The following is a 16,408-nucleotide window of genomic DNA, read 5'->3' as shown; positions in this document are numbered from 1 at the left end:
CTGTAATGTAGGCTTTTCTTAAGGCGATGACACTCTCTGTAAAATGCTACAGCTAGACCTGAATCCTTTCTACCTACTTTTTAACCGCCCTATCCTCCCCGGAAGTTCGCCAGTTTTCCCGATGGAAATTCGGCTGAGATTGAACCCAGAAGTTTGCACCCGATTCAATTAACTCTTGCTCAATTTGCACAGCATCTTCTACTATCGCTGATGTCAAATTCATTGTCTTTAGATAGACATTATAAGCCGCGACTGGCACATTTAAAACAGAACTCCAGGCTTCCTCTTGTTGGTGAAATACCTGAATTTCTGGCTTTTGTTCAGGAAGTCCCTTTCCTATCTTTAATCCACATAACTCAATTTCTGACGCCGATGGTGGTTGATCAATTAAACCATGATAGTAATCCCCTACATTCAGCAATACGTCATAAATCTCTCTAGACAACCGTTTGCCAATAGGATGAGACAAATTACAGGTTAACATTGGCAGTACATGCCAAGTTTGAGCGAGCAAATCTTGTCTAACACCAGACAGAGTAGCGGGAATCAACAGATCAACAGAACTCAGAAAATCCGTGTTCAGAGAAAGAACCATGACGGAAACAACTTGCCACTCCTCTGCGGCGACAGGCGATTCAGGTTCCTTCACAATCATCACATAGCGCGGTGGGGCATTTCCCGCGAGAAACCTTCGTGCGGAATCAGGAAATAGATGCTGTTGCTCCTGTGGAGAAAATTCTAGAGGACTATACACCGAGCGATTAACCTCCCAGATTTCTCCAGGTTGGGGGGGTTGCTGGTTTAATGTTGAACCTTGAGGAAACCTGTATTCACTATAGTTTATACGCATTTGATTCTAGCTCCAGACAATACCGTACTCTGCTCTGATGAGAAAGCAAATCACCTGAAACCTAGCCTACTCTAAATTTCACCAAACGGCGTATAAAAATTGATCAACTTTACCAAAACTTCAAATCGCTAGCCCGGATGGATACACCTCATCGACTTATGATTGTTTAAACTTCCCTCAAACTCTCACCAATGACAAATGACAAATGACAAATTACGCTCCTTACCAACCTTGAGTTGATCGCACTCGCTGAACCTTTTGACTGCTTGTCGCTTTGATTTCAGATTGAATCGTTGCAGGTTGCATCAATCCTAACTCTTCAGCAAGGTATTCTAATAACTCGCGCCAACGTTTTGAGACAGCACCTTGAGTTTTTAAGCCCAAATCAGCAGCCAGTTGGACTTGAGTTTTGCCTTGTACTTTACCATACCAGAGTCTTTGATAACCCCGATTAGGATGACGTTTATCCAGCACTGAAATCGCATCAATGGCGCGGCTAACTAAATCTGCACGTTCTACAGTATCCAACAAATCCAACTCATCCTGTATCGTTTCCAATAAAGGCAAATCCGTGCCTGGAATGGTTTGGTCTAAACTGATACAGTTTTGTCGTTTTTCCTTACGAACCAAGTCAATAATCGCAAAACGTGCCACCATTGCAGCCCAGTGGTAGAAGTCTTGGACATCCCCTTGGCGGAACTTTCCCGCCATTACAGCTTGAAATACTTTAGCATGGGCAGTTTGGGCAGCATCTTCCCAGGAAACAGCCGTACCTCTCGTATTTTTACGGGCAATTCTTTCAATTCTTCGTTGATGTTCCAAGTGGCTCAGAAGTTGCCCACAAACCAGACAATCTCCCTTGAGACAGCGTTTTATTGGGTCTTCAGGAAGAAGAGCGTGATTAAATTGCTGAGTCATATCAAGTCTGGCTAAAGATTATATTATGTGCCTTGTTTCGTCAAACGGGTTGACTGTGTAGGAAATTTCACGGGTACAAGAGACTCCTACACAGATGTGTAGAAGTCATAGATGAGCTGAAAGCATTACATCATAGCAAAAGTGTGGGAAGGTTGATCAAGAAATCATCAAACCTGCGGCTGACTAGGTAGAAAGACTTATGACTCCAGGGGGGTGATTGTTGTTCCAATTTTTGGTCAAGCACCGGGTTCTAATCGCAACGACTCAACTGACAACAAAACTTTTTTCGGGGATTTCGGAATAGTTGGCTCTTAGGATTCGTTACAGATCACTAGGTAAGGGAAGGGCAGCGGATGAGTTCCTTTCCTGCTTGTGCTGGTGAGCCTTCGCGAATAAAAATTAGTGGCGTCCAAAATCCCAGCATTAGCGTATTGATTTTCATGATTTTGTCTGACAAAAACAGATTCTACTCATTACTCGTCAGAAGAGAGTTGATTTTACGCAAAACATTGACTTTGTTTACAAAACTTTACTTCGACTGATTGTTTTGTTTATCCTTGCATAGGACATCAGTCAATAAACCCGGTTTCTCGGAATACTTGACTGGTATTATAGACACCTTGCCCCCTACAGTTGGATATAGCACATCAGCTTGGAAACTGCCATATAATTATGCAAAACGTGATTCTGAATTGGTCGATCTCCCTGGTTTTATTAACCTTGACAGTCGCTTGCATGAGTAATCAGTATGTTCCCTATCACCCAGTTATTCGCTCACAAGATGAGTTAATGGTTTCCAATTCGGCTGTTAACTCAGAACACCGAGAAAATATCAAGCGAGTCTTTGATTTTTATAGTGTTTCTTATCGCGAAGAGAATGGACAAATCCTGATCCCGGCTGATGTTTGGCAAGATCGGGAACTGATGTGGAACTATACGACAAAGGCGAATGACCCTGAATGGCTACGTCAACAAGAAGAAGATGGTCATATTAAGTCCACGCCCTAAAAAATGTATTTGTCTGCCAACTCGCCGCCGTGCGCTGTTCAATCGCCGCCAATTCCATCTCATCCAACGGCTGAAAACGGCTGGCGACTTCCACATTTGACTCTAACTGTGGCACATTTTCTGCCGCAATTACCGCACAGTGAACCCCGGATTGAGAGAGAGTATATCCCAGCGCCTGGTGCATTCCGTCTAAAGCACCGGATTTAAACAACCGCCCATACGCCGGGACTTTCATGGCAATCACACCCACCTTTTGCTTTCGCGCAACGGGTAAAACTGTGGGAATAAATGGACGGGGGTGATGTTTATCCGCCGCATTAATACAAACTAGGGTAGTATCAAAGGGATAACGCTGCAATCCAGCCGCAATCACATCGGGTTCGTGATGTCCAGTAATCCCAGAGTATTTAATTAAGTTTTGGGCTTTGGCTTCTTCGATCGCTTTAGCCGCCCCGGTTGAACTAAAAATCGTATCGAGTTCTTCGTGAAACGAGACGTGATGCAATTGCCACAAGTCCAAATAATCGGTATTCAAGCGTTTAAGCGATCGCTCTAACTCCCGCCATGCCCCATCGCGATCGCGGGCGGCGCTTTTACTGGCGAGAAATACCTGCTGTCGGTAGTTTGGTAAGATTTTACCGAGATAGTCTTCACTCGGTCCATAACTCGCCGCCGTATCAAAGTAACGAATCCCTAATTCTAACGCCCGTTGAATAATCGCCAACGCCTCCGCTTCCTGGTTCGGTTTGGATAAGGGTGTCTTACCCGCCCCTCCTAAGCCTAAAATAGGTACAGAAACCCCCGTATTCCCTAACATCCGTTCCGGCATTGTGGTAGTGCTAGAGACTGACATAGCGATGGTTGAGCCTGACTGCGGCTGGGAAGCCGAGGGTTGATGTTGTTTCCACGCCGCACTTCCCACAATTCCTCCTGCTACCGCCATACCCGTGAGTAGAAATGTGCGTCGGTTGGTTTTTTCGGACATGCACTGCACCTCCAGCCTTTCTTCCCATTGTGCTGACTTTGCTCAAATATGCAATACGTAAATTGAGATATAGCAACCGCCATAGCGGTTAGGACACATCATTTATGTAGAGATGCGCCATGGCGCATCTCTACAATGGTGCCTCAACACTTAATGTCCACACCCCATCCCAATCAGGAGGCGGTGGCGAGTCTAGCCAATACAAACAGCGCTGGATATGTAATCTCGCCGCCTTATCAGCGCCATCCATCTCCAAAACCTGGGAAAATTCACCAATTGCCAGGGCAAATTGGTGGTTTAGGTAATAGCGACGCCCTTTTTCATAATGGTCAATAATTTGTTCTTGCTGACTCGAAAGGGATTGGGAACGAAGTCCCATTAGTTCATATATGGCAAGGGATTGGGGTTTACTCTTCACCGGGAGGCGATCCAGTTCCCGTACCCAGACGCGATCGCGACAATGTTTATAAATCGTTTCGCTAATAATAATGTCGCAGCCATAATCGCGACTGACTTGTTCGAGTAATGAGGTAAAGTTGACAATATCCCCAGACAATGGGGGTTGAAAACCATTTTGACTCAGATGGATTCTCCCTGCATGAATACCAATCCCCAGGCGCGGCATTGGCTGATGGGGTGTCAAATGATTACGATTAAACTCGGCTAACTGTTGGCGCATGTCTATCGCTGCTTGTACCGCATACCAGGCGCGATCGCTTACGGCTAAGGAGGTATCAAAGACAGCAATTAATGCATCACCAATATATTGATTTAAAGTGCCTTGATACTTCAAGACAGTCTCCACCATCAGTTCACAATAGTGATTGAGCATGGAAACAACGGTTTCTGCTTCCATGTCGTCCATCAAGCTGGTATAGCCTTGAATATCGGCACATAAAATCGCCACATTGGGGTGGGCAAATAACTGGATATCATATTTTCTCAAAAATTCCTGGGTGAGTTCCTGGCTGACTTGGTGATAGGTAGGGAGTTGAGTGGAACTCGTGGAATTAATTTCTTTGAGAACGACGACGAGTCCATAAAAATGATGAGATCCGTTGTTCTCGGCGATCGACCGAATCGATAAATCAATCGGTTGTTCCTGATCACGGGCAATAACTGTATGAGGAGCGTGATAGTCCTGATGTTCCGTTAAAGCGCCTTGGACTAAATGAGCAAAATCACTCTCTTTAACCTGAATAAAATCACCAATCCAACTCCCTTCCACCCCATCTTTATCATCGCTTTTGAGAAGCTGATGCGCTTTTTCGTTGACAGTAATAATTCGCCCCGTTGCATCGGTATAAATCACGCCATTATCTAGCGTCTTTAAAATAAGCTGTTGAATCTGTTCCTGTTGTTTAAGCGATGCGAATTGGCGAGAATTTTGTAATGCAATCCCCACTTGCAGCGCAAAGGCTGCCATTAATTGTTGATCGGCTTGACTAAAACTTGCTTTAAATATATCCGGTGGAATGGGCCAACTATCGGGATCATACGCGGGAAAATATCCCCGTTTCTTTTTATTAATTAATTCAAGGACACCTAAGACTTCGTTATCCGGTGTCAAAATAGGCATATAGAGTAAACTACAGGTACGATATCCGGTATGGCAATCGCTTTTTTTGATCCGATCAACACCAGGGTGGATATAGAGGTCAAAGGGAATATTTAAGGCTTTTCCCGACTCAGCTACTTTACCAACAAAGCCAACCCCAATCCCGTGGCGCTTCTCGTAAGGAGAACCTTCCTCTGTTTCCACCCTTGTCCACAGTTCCTGACGTTCCTGATCGATTAGCCATAAGCGACTGCGATCGGCATTCATTAATTCATTGGCTTCTTGAATAATAAGCTGACGGATCGCATCAAAGTTTAGTCCGCCTTGGCTAATCGTATGAATGGCTTTAATAAAGCCAATAAAAACCTCTTGTTTTTTAATTTCTGCATAAAGCGCCTGACATCGCTCAACTGTTGAACGAATCCACGCACTTGCCTGATAAAATCGCTTTTCATCGTCTTGAGTAAATCCATGATTGTCAATCGTCTTTTCTATAGGCTGATCGGGGCTAGCCTCTGGTTTTAATTTGTTAATTAATTGAACGAAGGCAACGATGTTTTTTTGTTTATTAGCTAAAGGTAGAGATAATAAATTATAAACGATATAATCAAAGGATCGCGGTAGCTTTATGCCGTGTTCTTCACGGTAAAACTGACATTCAAAAGGATTTTCTACAAAACTCTGCAAATTGGCAATTCCGCCAATCCCTGTAGAATTGGGAATTCTTAACTCTTTCGGTTGAGAAGAGTTCGGCGTTAAAACGAGACACTGCTCCGGATCATATCGGTCTAATAAAAAAATATTAACCCGATCAACACGGATAATTTTCTTGAAGCATTGAGCTATTTCTATTAACATTTCTGTTAATATACAACTTAAGTCCTGGTGATTTGACATCAGTATAGATCCTCCCTTTTCTTTAACCAGGCAGTTGCCCATTTAAGCCGCTTCTCAAGGTTTATCGGGTAAGATGCTTCTAAAACAGTGCGATTTGGCGCAACTGCTCTACCTACAATCTTGACATGCCTGTGACCTATCGACCATACTACCTGTACTGTAGCCACTTTTATGCCTGATTAGTCAACGATCCCCATTCGTTGGGGAGGGAAAAATCGTTTGGTCACCTTTCCCAGAATATTCTGTCGGGGAAGAAACCCCCAATCCTCACTATCATAGCTGTGGTTCCGGTTATCCCCCAAGACGAAATAAGAATTGGCGGGAACGGTGATGGGAGTAAAGGCATCTTGAGAACCTCCTTGACGATAGTTCTCTTCCAGAGGCTGAGAATTGATATAAACGATTCCCTTTTGCATCTCTACCCGTTCTCCAGGTAAACCAATAATTCGCTGAACAAAGGCGTCTCGAAAATGGTTGTCTTGCAAAGCTTCCGGTGGTAAAAATAGGACAACATCTTGCCGTTGCGGGGATCGAAAATGGTAGGTTTGTTTATCCACAATAACGCGATCGCCGCTGTGTAACGTTGGGTTCATCTCGTTCGTGGTAATGACGTGACTATCAGCGATATGTGTTGTAATAAATAACATTTGCATAGAAATTATGATAGAAAATAGAATAGAGACAATCGCCATACATAAAATTGGCATCTGATTTCGTTCACGACGAACTGTTGAGGCGATATAAACGTGATAAAAAACCAGAGATTTGAGCAGTATCGGCACGAGTTGAACCAGCAACGAGGTAACAAAAAAAGTAAAGAATAGAACACTCAACCACAGACGGTTAATATAGAGGTGACCCACACCAGGAACAAGGCGCGAGAGAAAGACAGCCAGCCATGGATCTTTTCGACTGGTTCTGAGTTTCTCAAAACTTAGTGGATTAGCTTTCTTGGCACAGTCATAGGCATCAAATATTCCCCAAATACTCAAGGCGAATGTGGCGAGTAATAGAATTTCTCCGATGAAAATATTGCCGATTTGACTTAAAATTAACCATCCACTTAAAGCATATAACCCGACTTGAGTGATAATTAAACTATACCCTCTGATCATCTTTCCGGTATAAAGCTGACCAATTCCGGGAAAAAATAGGGATAAGTTAGCCGCTAGCCAAGGTTCTTTTCCTGAACTCGGTGAGGAAGGGTGCTGCAATTGAGACATCAGTTTTGCCTTCGATATAGGTATAGTCCAGTAGATACCCCATGTTAAGATGCTGAATTTAACAAAAGTCTAAGAGAGCGGCTTTACTATAACGAGTAACCGGGCAGAGTGACAAGTTGATTTAACTATCTTTATAGAAACTTATAAAACAAAGCCTATAGTTTAAATAAACGGTGAAGTTAAAATTGTATTTTATCCTTTGTCATTCCTACTTATCAGAGAAATAAAAATGGCATTTAAACTCGAAACCGTTATTCCTTGGGGGCGTTCGCTGGACGAATATGTCAGAATGTTTGACCTGCAACCCGATGAACTCAGATTAACCCTACTCGATTGTGCGGGGGGACCGGCTAGCTTTAATGCGGAGATGACGTGCCAAGGATATAATGTTATATCCTGTGACCCTATCTATCAGTTTTCGGCAACTGATATCAAAAGACGCATTCAAGAGGTATATCCAAGGGTGATTGATGGGGTGAAAGCGAATCGTGATAACTATGTGTGGCAAACAATTGGAACACCCGAAGAACTGGGAGAAATTCGCCTGTCAGCTATGGAAGAATTTATCGACGATTTATCGATTGGAATTGAACAAGGACGCTATATTAAAGCTGAATTGCCTGGTTTACCATTTACAACCCGTCAATTTAGTTTAGCGGTTTGTTCTCACTTCCTGTTTAGCTATTCTGATTTATTGTCTCAAGCGTTTCACCTGCTTTCGATCCAGGAATTGTGTCGTGTGGCAAATGAGGTGAGAATTTTTCCTCTGGTAGATATTTCGGGAGATGTATCTCCCCACCTATCACCTGTAATCAGCGAATTAAATGCACAGGGATATAATGTGGAAATTAAGCAGGTGGCTTATGAATTTCAACAAGGGGGAAATCAAATGTTGCAGATAAGAAAATTTTGAGTATGTAGGGGCGGGTTTCACAATTATCGTTTCCTTTTATCCAGATGTAACTAAACCAGCCCCGACTCAGGATTCCGGAGGCGCTAAAGCGCTAACTACGAACGAATGGTGCGATCCGGAGCGTTAACCCTGATTGAGCATTAGTACCGCTTGGTTTTCTGCACCCCGTAAATAATCCCTGTGGCAATAGACAGTAAAATTAATAACCACAAAATACCTCCTGGAATAAAGCTGAGGATTCCTACACCTCTAAAAATATAAACCACAATCGTAATAGCGACAGAAATGGAAAAAAGATAAGCATAAATTAGGGTATCAGATGGGGGAGGTGGACTCATAATATAAGTAGTTGAACAAAATTAAAGGTAACGGCGGGGAACTCGCTGCCCTTGAGAAGCAAGTTACGCCTTATGTCATTTGTGAATGTTTCAGGAATAGTGACAGAACGAAAGAGAGTTCGGTTTATTTCCACCAACCTGCTTAATTTACCGTCGGATCGTGAGACCGGTGAGGATACCGATACCAATGGAAAAGAGAACGATCGCCCAGACGACAGCCGATGGAATTTGCTGAATTACACCGAGTCCCGTGAGTAGCAAAACAAATGCTGCGAGTAACAGACCCACACCTAGGGCAATACCAATAATATACAAAAAGGTTTTTGTGCCTTCATTGGGGGATTGATTCACAATCGAATTCCTTTAGATTGAGACAACGACAGAACTACGGGACTTATTCTTGCATAGAATGGAACAATCCGTTACATATAGCCCACAGGCTCTCCCCCACCTGTACGAGTATGGCACTGCTGTGTCCCTACGGTTTGCTGGTTTGCTGCAAATTGAGCGATGCGTTCAAATCTCTGTCGCACTCAAACCCGCAATTGTCGCACCGAAAAACTCTCTTTTCAATACCCCAATGTTTTGGATGCTCCCGAAAGCTAAAGTAAGCTAAAGCTTACTGTATTAAAAGCTAAAACTCATTTAAACGAATTTTAACTTTTAGCCCGTTCGCGTGAAGTGAAACTGACATACCAAATATCGCTATTACGCAATCCTGAGGCGAGGACTGACAGCGATGCTATACTAACGCCAAGGTCAAATTCTATTGGCGATCGCTAAATCTCCTGCTATGTTCCGGTAGTAGAGCATTCACGCAAGGCTGCGCCAGCGATGATATATCCTTAAATCCTGGGAATAACTCGAATTCTGCTTTCCACGACTTCCTATATGGGAAAGCGAGAGGATCAATATATGGAATTTCCTGAAGATCTGAGTATTATGGGGTAAATGTAGATGCACCCCAGATATATACATTAACCCAACTCATCTAGGATGGGATGAGGGGTAATACCCCCACCCCCTACAGAAAAATTCAGGTTCTAATAAGCTGACAACTACCAGACTGCTATGGCTCGCAAAAAAAACCGCAAAAAAACCAATATCGAATCTTTGACGTCGAATGTTCCTGAAACGTCAGAGACATCTGAATCCACGAAAACAGTTGAGGAATCAACCCAGGACAACACTGAGGTTAATCCTCCTCAAACTGAGGAGTCAACCCAGAGTTCTACTCCCGCCAATCCTCCAGCAACAGAAGAAAAAGCCGAGTCAACTCAGAGTTCTACTCTAGCCAATCCTCCAGCAACAGAAGAAAAAGCCGAGTCAACCCAGAGTTCTACTCTAGCCAATCCTCCAACGGCAGAAAAGAAACCCGAAGCGTCAACTCAGAGTTCTACTCTAGCCAATCCTCCAACGGCAGAAAAGAAACCCGAAGCGTCAACCCAGACTTCTACTCCAGCCAATCCTCCAACGGCAGAAAAGAAACCCTATCTAGCCATTAAACCCAAACCTATCCCTGCCAAATCCGTTGAAAAGAAACCGCCACCCCCTCCAGTGACAGAAGCGACAAATGAAGCTGGCGAACTGTTTCACAAAGGCGACTCGATTACAGTAAAAGCGCCTTGGGGAGGTGAGGCGACAGCAGAAATTGTAGACTTTTATCAAACCCATAGCGGCAAGATTTGGGCGCAATACAATCCCTTAGACTCTCAACCAAACTGGACTTGGTATAGCGGATGTATTCGTACCAATCTTTTGGAGAAAGCAACACAAACCGCTCAAGTATGATGAAAGACGACTGAAAGATTGTTCGCAGGCATCGGGTAGATTTGCTCTAAGACTAGATGCTGATCTTGGGCGATTGCCACAACATCCTCAAGGTCACGCACACCCCAGTCGGGGTTGGACGCCTGCAACGAGGCATCAAAGGCAGCATTACTGGCAGCAGTATGCTGTCCATTGCGCTTGAATGGGCCATATAAATAGAGAACACCCCCTGGAGGAAGCAGACGACTTGCCCCGGCTATCAGTCCCAAGCACGCTGACCAAGGGGCGATGTGAATCAAATTAATGCTGACTATCGCCTTCAACGGTGAGGTTTCCCAATCAACAGGTGACTCCTTCTCTACAGACCAACTCGGTGTCTGCACATCAATATCTAAGGGTGGGTAAAGATTATCAGCAGGTTCGTAAGCAGACCAGTCTGCAATACTGGCACGCATGAGAGGATTGGCATCAGAAGGTAACCATTGACGTGGCTTTAGACGTGGGGCAAAGAAAACAGCATGTTCCCCTGTGCCACTAGCAACTTCTAAAACTGTACCTTTTGCAGGCAGTACGCGACGTAGAATCTCAAGAATCGGTTCGCGGTTGCGTTGAGTCGCAGGTGCATATTGCCGTGCATCGTCCGTTGTACTCATAATTTCTGCTTATCGATTAGACTTACCTAATTTCTATTACTTGCCCCGTTCCTCATTTCTTTCATGAGCAGGGGAGGAGTACGCATGAGTAAGGCTGAACAGGGATCATTGTAGGTGAGGTTTGCGGTGATCAGCCAAAGGTTGCCGGAGAAATTGGCTGGGGGTGCATCGCGAATGTAGTCTTTATAACAGTTAGTTTATAAGCATCTGGGTCTTTGGCGGCTAGAAATTTATTGTTTTATCAGTTAAAATAATATATGACTAAGAATAGCTAAGGGTAAACGCAGCAAGAGTCATCTACCAAACGCTGACCGATACAAACGGTACAACGTCAGCTTGAGGGATAAACTTCAAGCCTAGCGAAAAAGAGCTTGTTAATCACTTGCTCAACCATAGAACCCCTTGCTCAAAACACTATACCTGCTCTTCTGTGACCCCTTATACTCTAGCAGCTTACCCTGTTTAAAGTTGTAGGAACGCCAATTTTATGTCAAGCCGAGTGACTAGACTGACAAACTATAAGGATTGAGTTAAGCCAAGAGAACAATGTTTGACTTGATTCTGTAGATGTTGCCATTGGGTAGCGTCCAATCAAACAACATATTTCTTTGTTCCCGTTAAAAATTTTATAGCAATCGATTTTAAAATGCTGCAACCGGAATAAGCGGCTAGATTCCGGACTAACTCGGTATTGGGGTGCTGTGATCTACCGATTGGTACGCTATCCGAACTCAAGCCCCCTTATCTAAGATTTGTGATGAAAACGATTAAACCCACTAACTCGGAAACATCAACCTTTCAAAACAACGCCATCCAACCCCGTCTAATTCTTCAAGCCATTGCCTTTACTCTGATTTTGTCCTTTAGTGCGGGTCATCTATCACCCAAGAATAAAGGGATGACGAATCAGTCTCTTCAGGCGAATCCTCAGCTATCTACGGCAATTGGTCATATTGTTTTGCAACATGCCTCCGAGCATACACGAGTGCCTTCCTCGAAACTCGACCTAGTTGATGTGCAACCCCATACCTGGTCTGATAATTGTCTAGAATTGGCTGAAGCAGAAGCCTCTTGTCAGCAGATACCTGTATCTGGATGGCAAGTGGCTGTTGCCAAGGGGCAACACCGCTGGATCTATCGCACAGATGCTTCTGGTTCCGTGGTTAAATTAGAAAGCAGTAACGTTGATTCTAGTAAGTAGGTTAGCACGATTGTGGGATCGTCAGCGTATACAAAGGATGAATGACGTAGCTTGCTTCTCGCTATCGCGAGTATGACGAATGACGATCCCCACCGTTAACTTTAATTGTCCCCACCTACTTAAAGCCCTTTCTAATCCGAGACGTCCCAATCCGCTGAAATTTCTGGCGATCGCGCAGGTAGGGGAAAGAGTGCCTGAAACGCTGCCTGACGCTGGGGTGAGGATTCGGGCGCGTTGTCCCACAGGGTTTCGTAGAAAAAGAATGACACCCCAGCAAATCCTCGCTGACGCACAGCTTCGACTTGCTTTTGAATTTGTGATAACGAAATCGGCTTATTTTTTAATCCGGCTAAAATCCCGATCCCTACAGGGATATGACGCCGCGCCGCCTGGACTTCCGGCTGTTCGAGTTCTGCAATAAACCGATCAAAGTCATTCCGATAAATCTGTACGATCAACTCTTCAACCAAACCACGACGTTCCCAGGTATACCAATCGGCGAGATAGAATTCATAGGAAAAATCTTGAGGATTGGGAGACAGGGAGATAATCACATCCGACTTTTGCGCTTTAATCGCTCGGAAAAGTTGGGTTAAGTAGTCCGTAATTTTGTTCGCCCGCCAGCGTACCCATTCTGAGTTTTTGGGATCACTGGGGGGTGATTGACCTTGATGCTCTTGTTGATAGAGCTTAACGGTCAAGGGATCATAACCAAACTCAAAGGGCAAGCCGAAATGATCGTCGAATTGAATCCCATCAATATCATAGTTGTTGACTAACTCGACGACTAAATCCTGGATAAACTGCTGCACTTCCGGGTTAAAGGGATTCAGCCAAACGCGATCGTGACTTCCTTCTTGTTTAATCTTCCCACCTTGGCGATTTTGCGTCAGCCAATCGGGGTGACGTTGGGCTAACTCCGAGTCAGCTGGTGCCATAAATCCAAATTCAAACCAGGGAATCACCCTCATATCCTTTTGATGGGCTTGTTCGATGATTTCCTTGAGCATATCTCGTCCTTGGGTTCCCTGATTGGGATCAAGGGATTCATCTAAGGGAGTCACTAGCCTTACCGCCCGCCCAATTTCCCGTTTAGCCACTTGACTAGGGTAGAGGGTATAGCCCCAATTCCAAACGGTGGGATAGACGGTGTTGAAGTTGAGTTGATCTAGGCGTTGAATGGCGTTGGTAATGCCTTGAGTGGAAAATAAGACTTGGCTATCAATATTCGTCAGCCACACCCCACGTAACTCAGCTTGAGCCGAATTGGGGACTTGAGTCTCGACTTTGGCAATGTACTGGGAGGGGATCAACTCAGCGGTTTGAGTCGCTTGGCACAAAAAAGCGGCAATTTCAGCCCGACTCGCATTTTGGTTCGGGTTAAAGGTTTGCACGCTGGGATAATTAACTACAAGCTGGTTTTCTACAGCGGCTGCGATCGCGCCTTGGGAATAATTGGGAATCGTGCTAGCATCTTCAAATGCTGATGTCAAGGTTTCAGCGGCAGGTTGCTGGGGAACATACTTCAACCCACTGGCTAAAGAAACTAAGGCTTGCACACGGGGGATCGGTTGATTGGGTTGGAATAGTCCACCCGGATAACCCGCTAAAAATCCGGTTTGATAGGCTTGGCGAATCGCTTGACTTGCCCAGTGTCGAGTTGGCACATCAGCAAACTTTCCGCCCGTGCGTATCTCTGGCGCATCTGGAAAGGCTTTACCTAGCATGGCGGCAAATTCAGCCCTAGTTACAGGGGCATTGGGTTGAAAATGACCATCTGGATAACCACGAATAATCTGCTGCTGTGCTAACTGTTCAATGCACGATTGCGCCCAATTTCCTTGGATATCACTCAGCCGCGTTTGAGCGTAAGCTAGGGTTGGCAGCCATAAGGCTAAACACAAACCCAACATAAACAGAAACATTAACCAAGCCTGATGCCCACAAGCACGGCTAAAAGCAACTAGCCCATTGGCAAAGGCTGTAAATAAGGTTTTGACCAACTGTTTCATAAAAGGAGCAAATCTAGAGATATCACTATTGACGGGCTACACACCTTCCTGATCAGGAATGACTCGCTGAGTTAGGCAAAGGTTGCCAAAGCGACTTATCGCCATTGGCTGTCGGATCAAGACTGGGAGAGTCGTTTTGAGTTTTGAGACTCTGACTGATTTGGAACGTTACTCCGAAACGTTTTGTATTTTTGGCTACAAACATTTCTGTATTGTCGGTCAATTACATGGCGAATTGGCATAATATTTTAAGTTTTTCAACATTTTCCGGCTGGGGTACTCCCAAGACTTACCCAAAAATTTCACATTTAAGGTGTATTTTGTGAGTAATACTGTCTTTATGTCAGGAATCTTAGCTGATCTCCCCCATTTCCTCATGATTGCCCCAGCAGGTTTTGGGATAAATAACCTTAAACGGCTGAACTCATCTCCATCGGCTAGGTTAACAAAACTTGGCGTTAAATGAGTGGAAAGGTTCAGGATGACAAGACGGGGAAACAAGAGAGAGCAGGAGGGTTCCAGGTGCGGGAGAACTGGGGAGATTATCTGGTCAGCTATTTAGAGCCATGCTGCACTAGAACCGTCCGCCCTAGCTCAGAAAATCTGAACTGGATAAAAATGTTAAGTTTTATTACAATGGAACGAATTGGGAGACCGACACCTTGTTGTCCTCTATCGGTTCATACTCATTCATCCCCTAATATTTATTAGAAATTAGGAAGTTGGATTAATTTTTTATTTAAAAATACAAATAATTACTAGGGAAAACTTAGATAGAATCCAAGCATTCAAATTAGGAAAAACTGTCAGCATCTTCCTATGACTAATATAGAAGCACAAGCTTTCAACGCCAATAACGAACAATCCCTGAGAAAGCTTGCCAGAGTAATCATTATGTCCCAAGGTCATTTTGCCCTGATTTTGGTGTGCAGCAAGTTTTCACCCCAACCCCTATCCGTATTAAACCAGTTACAAGAATTCTCTGCACTTCCTATCCAGGGTGTGATGCTGCCTCCCTCTGTGGATACTCTGTTTACGGCAATACGCGCAGCCGTGGATGAACCACCGCCTCCGGCTGTCGTTGTCTTTGGTCTTGATTCGGTAGTTGCTGTTGATCAAGTCTTGAGTGCGACTAATCTGGTGCGTGAAGAGTTTCGCAAACAGTTTCCTTTTCCACTTGTTTTGTGGATCGATGATACAATCTTGCAAAAGATGATTCGACTAGCCCCTGATTTTAAAAGTTGGGCAGCGAATCCCCTGCGGTTGGAATGTTGTTGTCACCACAGGGCTTTTCAGCAAACTTACAAGATAGCTTGTGTTCATGGAAGATAACAAATAAGCACAGAATGTGATATATTTATAGGCTGCTTACGATTATTCTGAAAATCTGGTTCATTATTTAAAATTCCACGCTGCGATCGCTAAACATCCCCATCCCAGGATCAAGGCGACTCCCCCCAGTGGAGTAATAGCACCCAGCCATTTAATACCACTTAAACTCAGGGCGTATAGACTGCCGGAAAAGATAGCGATGCCCACAATAAAAGCGATTCCAGCGGCGATGAGGGGAGGTGAGGGAGTTTCAGCGCGAGAAAGCAGCAATGCCACGATGAGCAAGGCTAGGGAATGATAAATTTGATAACGACTACCCGTTTCAAAAATGTCTAAAGCCCGTTCACTCAGTTTTTCCTTCAACGCATGAGAAGCAAAAGCTCCAGCGGCGACAGATAAACCCCCGAACAGGGCAGCAACACCTAAAAAAATTCGAGTCATCATGAGTTTCATAGGAAAGGGGGAGCAGGTATACGGATGTGCAGGGGGACAAGGAAAAAAGGGGAATTCCAGACTTGACTCTCCCCCGAATAAATTATCCGGAGTTATATTATTCCAAATTACTCGGCATGGGAATTGTGAAAGAGTAACATGCTACTCGGTCGGGGCGGGTTTAGTTAGGGCTTACTGCACAACCCGGAAACCCTGATCCATCAATACTTTGAGGTGTATGGACAGTGGATAAAGTGCCAGGAAATGGGGTAGCATCCTTCCTAAGTATGGCATCACCTTGCTCAGGGAAAATGTACC

General features: G+C 44.5%; 17 protein-coding genes. 5 read left to right on the top strand and 12 right to left on the bottom strand.

What is annotated here, in order from left to right; translation table 11 throughout:
- Nucleotides 1-73: 73 nt before the first annotated feature.
- Together MC7420_RS17440 and MC7420_RS17435 are read right to left on the bottom strand one after the other, a co-directional pair.
- Complete coding sequence (locus tag MC7420_RS17440; RefSeq protein ID WP_006101923.1) at nt 74-850, bottom strand: hypothetical protein; 777 nt, start codon at nt 848-850, stop codon at nt 74-76.
- 222 nt (nt 851-1,072) lie between these two features.
- A complete protein-coding gene (locus MC7420_RS17435) occupies nt 1,073-1,768 on the bottom strand; it encodes an RNA polymerase sigma factor (RefSeq protein WP_006102089.1) in 696 nt (231 codons plus the stop codon).
- Nucleotides 1,769-2,440: 672 nt separating this feature from the next.
- On the opposite strand from MC7420_RS17435, the gene MC7420_RS17430 reads away from it, so the two are divergent.
- Nucleotides 2,441-2,776: a hypothetical protein gene (locus MC7420_RS17430; protein WP_044207880.1), complete on the top strand. Its 336-nt coding sequence runs from the start codon at nt 2,441-2,443 to the stop codon at nt 2,774-2,776.
- On the opposite strand, the gene MC7420_RS17425 is transcribed toward MC7420_RS17430, so the two are convergent.
- From MC7420_RS17425 to lepB, 3 genes are all read right to left on the bottom strand, one after another.
- A complete protein-coding gene (locus tag MC7420_RS17425; protein WP_006101859.1) occupies nt 2,760-3,761 on the bottom strand; it encodes an aldo/keto reductase in 1,002 nt (333 codons plus the stop codon). The two genes, MC7420_RS17430 and MC7420_RS17425, sit on opposite strands and share 17 nt — an antisense overlap.
- Nucleotides 3,762-3,891: 130 nt before the next feature.
- Nucleotides 3,892-6,216 (bottom strand): GAF domain-containing protein, encoded by a 2,325-nt coding sequence (locus MC7420_RS17420; RefSeq protein ID WP_006102033.1) that lies wholly within the window; start codon nt 6,214-6,216, stop codon nt 3,892-3,894.
- A gap of 179 nt (nt 6,217-6,395) precedes the next feature.
- Nucleotides 6,396-7,439, bottom strand: coding sequence for a signal peptidase I (lepB, locus tag MC7420_RS17415; RefSeq protein WP_006101973.1), 1,044 nt, complete (start codon nt 7,437-7,439; stop codon nt 6,396-6,398).
- Nucleotides 7,440-7,668: 229 nt separating this feature from the next.
- Here lepB and MC7420_RS17410 point away from each other — a divergent pair, with 229 nt between their 5' ends.
- Complete coding sequence (locus MC7420_RS17410; RefSeq protein WP_006101918.1) at nt 7,669-8,352, top strand: hypothetical protein; 684 nt, start codon at nt 7,669-7,671, stop codon at nt 8,350-8,352.
- A gap of 140 nt (nt 8,353-8,492) precedes the next feature.
- On the opposite strand, the gene MC7420_RS17405 is transcribed toward MC7420_RS17410, so the two are convergent.
- The 3 genes from MC7420_RS17405 to MC7420_RS37030 form a co-directional block, all read right to left on the bottom strand.
- Complete coding sequence (locus tag MC7420_RS17405; protein ID WP_006102086.1) at nt 8,493-8,690, bottom strand: hypothetical protein; 198 nt, start codon at nt 8,688-8,690, stop codon at nt 8,493-8,495.
- A 147-nt stretch (nt 8,691-8,837) separates the two neighbouring features.
- Entirely contained in the window at nt 8,838-9,041 is a 204-nt protein-coding gene (locus tag MC7420_RS17400; RefSeq protein ID WP_006101891.1) for a hypothetical protein, read from the bottom strand.
- A 127-nt stretch (nt 9,042-9,168) separates the two neighbouring features.
- The gene (locus MC7420_RS37030) at nt 9,169-9,264 is read right to left on the bottom strand and encodes a transposase (protein WP_232231727.1); all 96 of its coding nucleotides are present in this window, start codon (nt 9,262-9,264) and stop codon (nt 9,169-9,171) included.
- 497 nt (nt 9,265-9,761) lie between these two features.
- Between MC7420_RS37030 and MC7420_RS35350 the strand changes: the two genes are divergently transcribed.
- Nucleotides 9,762-10,481 (top strand): hypothetical protein, encoded by a 720-nt coding sequence (locus tag MC7420_RS35350; protein ID WP_006102070.1) that lies wholly within the window; start codon nt 9,762-9,764, stop codon nt 10,479-10,481.
- Here the strand turns inward: MC7420_RS35350 and MC7420_RS17385 are convergent.
- The gene (locus MC7420_RS17385) at nt 10,472-11,113 is read right to left on the bottom strand and encodes a DUF938 domain-containing protein (RefSeq protein ID WP_006101920.1); all 642 of its coding nucleotides are present in this window, start codon (nt 11,111-11,113) and stop codon (nt 10,472-10,474) included. The genes MC7420_RS35350 and MC7420_RS17385 overlap by 10 nt on opposite strands.
- A 757-nt stretch (nt 11,114-11,870) precedes the next feature.
- Between MC7420_RS17385 and MC7420_RS35345 the strand changes: the two genes are divergently transcribed.
- Nucleotides 11,871-12,314 carry a hypothetical protein gene (locus MC7420_RS35345; RefSeq protein WP_006101998.1) on the top strand — a complete coding sequence of 148 codons (444 nt, stop codon included), beginning with the start codon at nt 11,871-11,873 and terminating at the stop codon, nt 12,312-12,314.
- Between the two features lie 131 nt (nt 12,315-12,445).
- Here MC7420_RS35345 and MC7420_RS35340 read toward each other — a convergent pair whose 3' ends face one another.
- Both MC7420_RS35340 and MC7420_RS41570 read right to left on the bottom strand, forming a co-directional pair.
- A complete protein-coding gene (locus tag MC7420_RS35340) occupies nt 12,446-14,326 on the bottom strand; it encodes a glycoside hydrolase family 10 protein (RefSeq protein WP_006102015.1) in 1,881 nt (626 codons plus the stop codon).
- A gap of 52 nt (nt 14,327-14,378) precedes the next feature.
- Nucleotides 14,379-14,531 carry a hypothetical protein gene (locus MC7420_RS41570; RefSeq protein ID WP_006102034.1) on the bottom strand — a complete coding sequence of 51 codons (153 nt, stop codon included), beginning with the start codon at nt 14,529-14,531 and terminating at the stop codon, nt 14,379-14,381.
- Between the two features lie 614 nt (nt 14,532-15,145).
- Between MC7420_RS41570 and MC7420_RS17370 the strand changes: the two genes are divergently transcribed.
- On the top strand, nt 15,146-15,658 hold the full coding sequence (locus MC7420_RS17370) for a hypothetical protein (RefSeq protein ID WP_198016483.1): 513 nt from the start codon (nt 15,146-15,148) through the stop codon (nt 15,656-15,658).
- Nucleotides 15,659-15,721: 63 nt separating this feature from the next.
- Here the strand turns inward: MC7420_RS17370 and MC7420_RS17365 are convergent, their stop codons facing one another.
- On the bottom strand, nt 15,722-16,099 hold the full coding sequence (locus MC7420_RS17365; protein ID WP_044207876.1) for a DUF423 domain-containing protein: 378 nt from the start codon (nt 16,097-16,099) through the stop codon (nt 15,722-15,724).
- Between the last annotated feature and the right edge of the window lie 309 nt (nt 16,100-16,408).

The organism is Coleofasciculus chthonoplastes PCC 7420, assembly GCF_000155555.1.
GTDB classification, from domain to species: Bacteria; Cyanobacteriota; Cyanobacteriia; order Cyanobacteriales; family Coleofasciculaceae; genus Coleofasciculus; species Coleofasciculus chthonoplastes_A.
The sequence above is the reverse complement of the archived record's forward strand: the minus strand, read 5'-3'. Positions and strand labels throughout refer to the sequence as shown.

Excerpts from the sequence above, each read along its gene's own strand:
- MC7420_RS35350 (WP_006102070.1), top strand. The coding sequence starts at position 9,762 with ATGGCTCGCAAAAAAAACCGCAAAAAAACCAATATCGAATCTTTGACG.
- MC7420_RS17410 (WP_006101918.1), top strand. The coding sequence starts at position 7,669 with ATGGCATTTAAACTCGAAACCGTTATTCCTTGGGGGCGTTCGCTGGAC.
- MC7420_RS17405 (WP_006102086.1), bottom strand. The coding sequence starts at position 8,690 with ATGAGTCCACCTCCCCCATCTGATACCCTAATTTATGCTTATCTTTTT.
- MC7420_RS17385 (WP_006101920.1), bottom strand. The coding sequence starts at position 11,113 with ATGAGTACAACGGACGATGCACGGCAATATGCACCTGCGACTCAACGC.
- MC7420_RS41570 (WP_006102034.1), bottom strand. The coding sequence starts at position 14,531 with ATGTTTGTAGCCAAAAATACAAAACGTTTCGGAGTAACGTTCCAAATC.
- MC7420_RS35340 (WP_006102015.1), bottom strand. The coding sequence starts at position 14,326 with ATGAAACAGTTGGTCAAAACCTTATTTACAGCCTTTGCCAATGGGCTA.
- MC7420_RS17425 (WP_006101859.1), bottom strand. The coding sequence starts at position 3,761 with ATGTCCGAAAAAACCAACCGACGCACATTTCTACTCACGGGTATGGCG.
- MC7420_RS17430 (WP_044207880.1), top strand. The coding sequence starts at position 2,441 with ATGCAAAACGTGATTCTGAATTGGTCGATCTCCCTGGTTTTATTAACC.
- MC7420_RS17440 (WP_006101923.1), bottom strand. The coding sequence starts at position 850 with ATGCGTATAAACTATAGTGAATACAGGTTTCCTCAAGGTTCAACATTA.
- MC7420_RS17420 (WP_006102033.1), bottom strand. The coding sequence starts at position 6,216 with ATGTCAAATCACCAGGACTTAAGTTGTATATTAACAGAAATGTTAATA.
- MC7420_RS35345 (WP_006101998.1), top strand. The coding sequence starts at position 11,871 with ATGAAAACGATTAAACCCACTAACTCGGAAACATCAACCTTTCAAAAC.
- MC7420_RS17370 (WP_198016483.1), top strand. The coding sequence starts at position 15,146 with ATGACTAATATAGAAGCACAAGCTTTCAACGCCAATAACGAACAATCC.
- MC7420_RS17435 (WP_006102089.1), bottom strand. The coding sequence starts at position 1,768 with ATGACTCAGCAATTTAATCACGCTCTTCTTCCTGAAGACCCAATAAAA.
- lepB (WP_006101973.1), bottom strand. The coding sequence starts at position 7,439 with ATGTCTCAATTGCAGCACCCTTCCTCACCGAGTTCAGGAAAAGAACCT.
- MC7420_RS17365 (WP_044207876.1), bottom strand. The coding sequence starts at position 16,099 with ATGACTCGAATTTTTTTAGGTGTTGCTGCCCTGTTCGGGGGTTTATCT.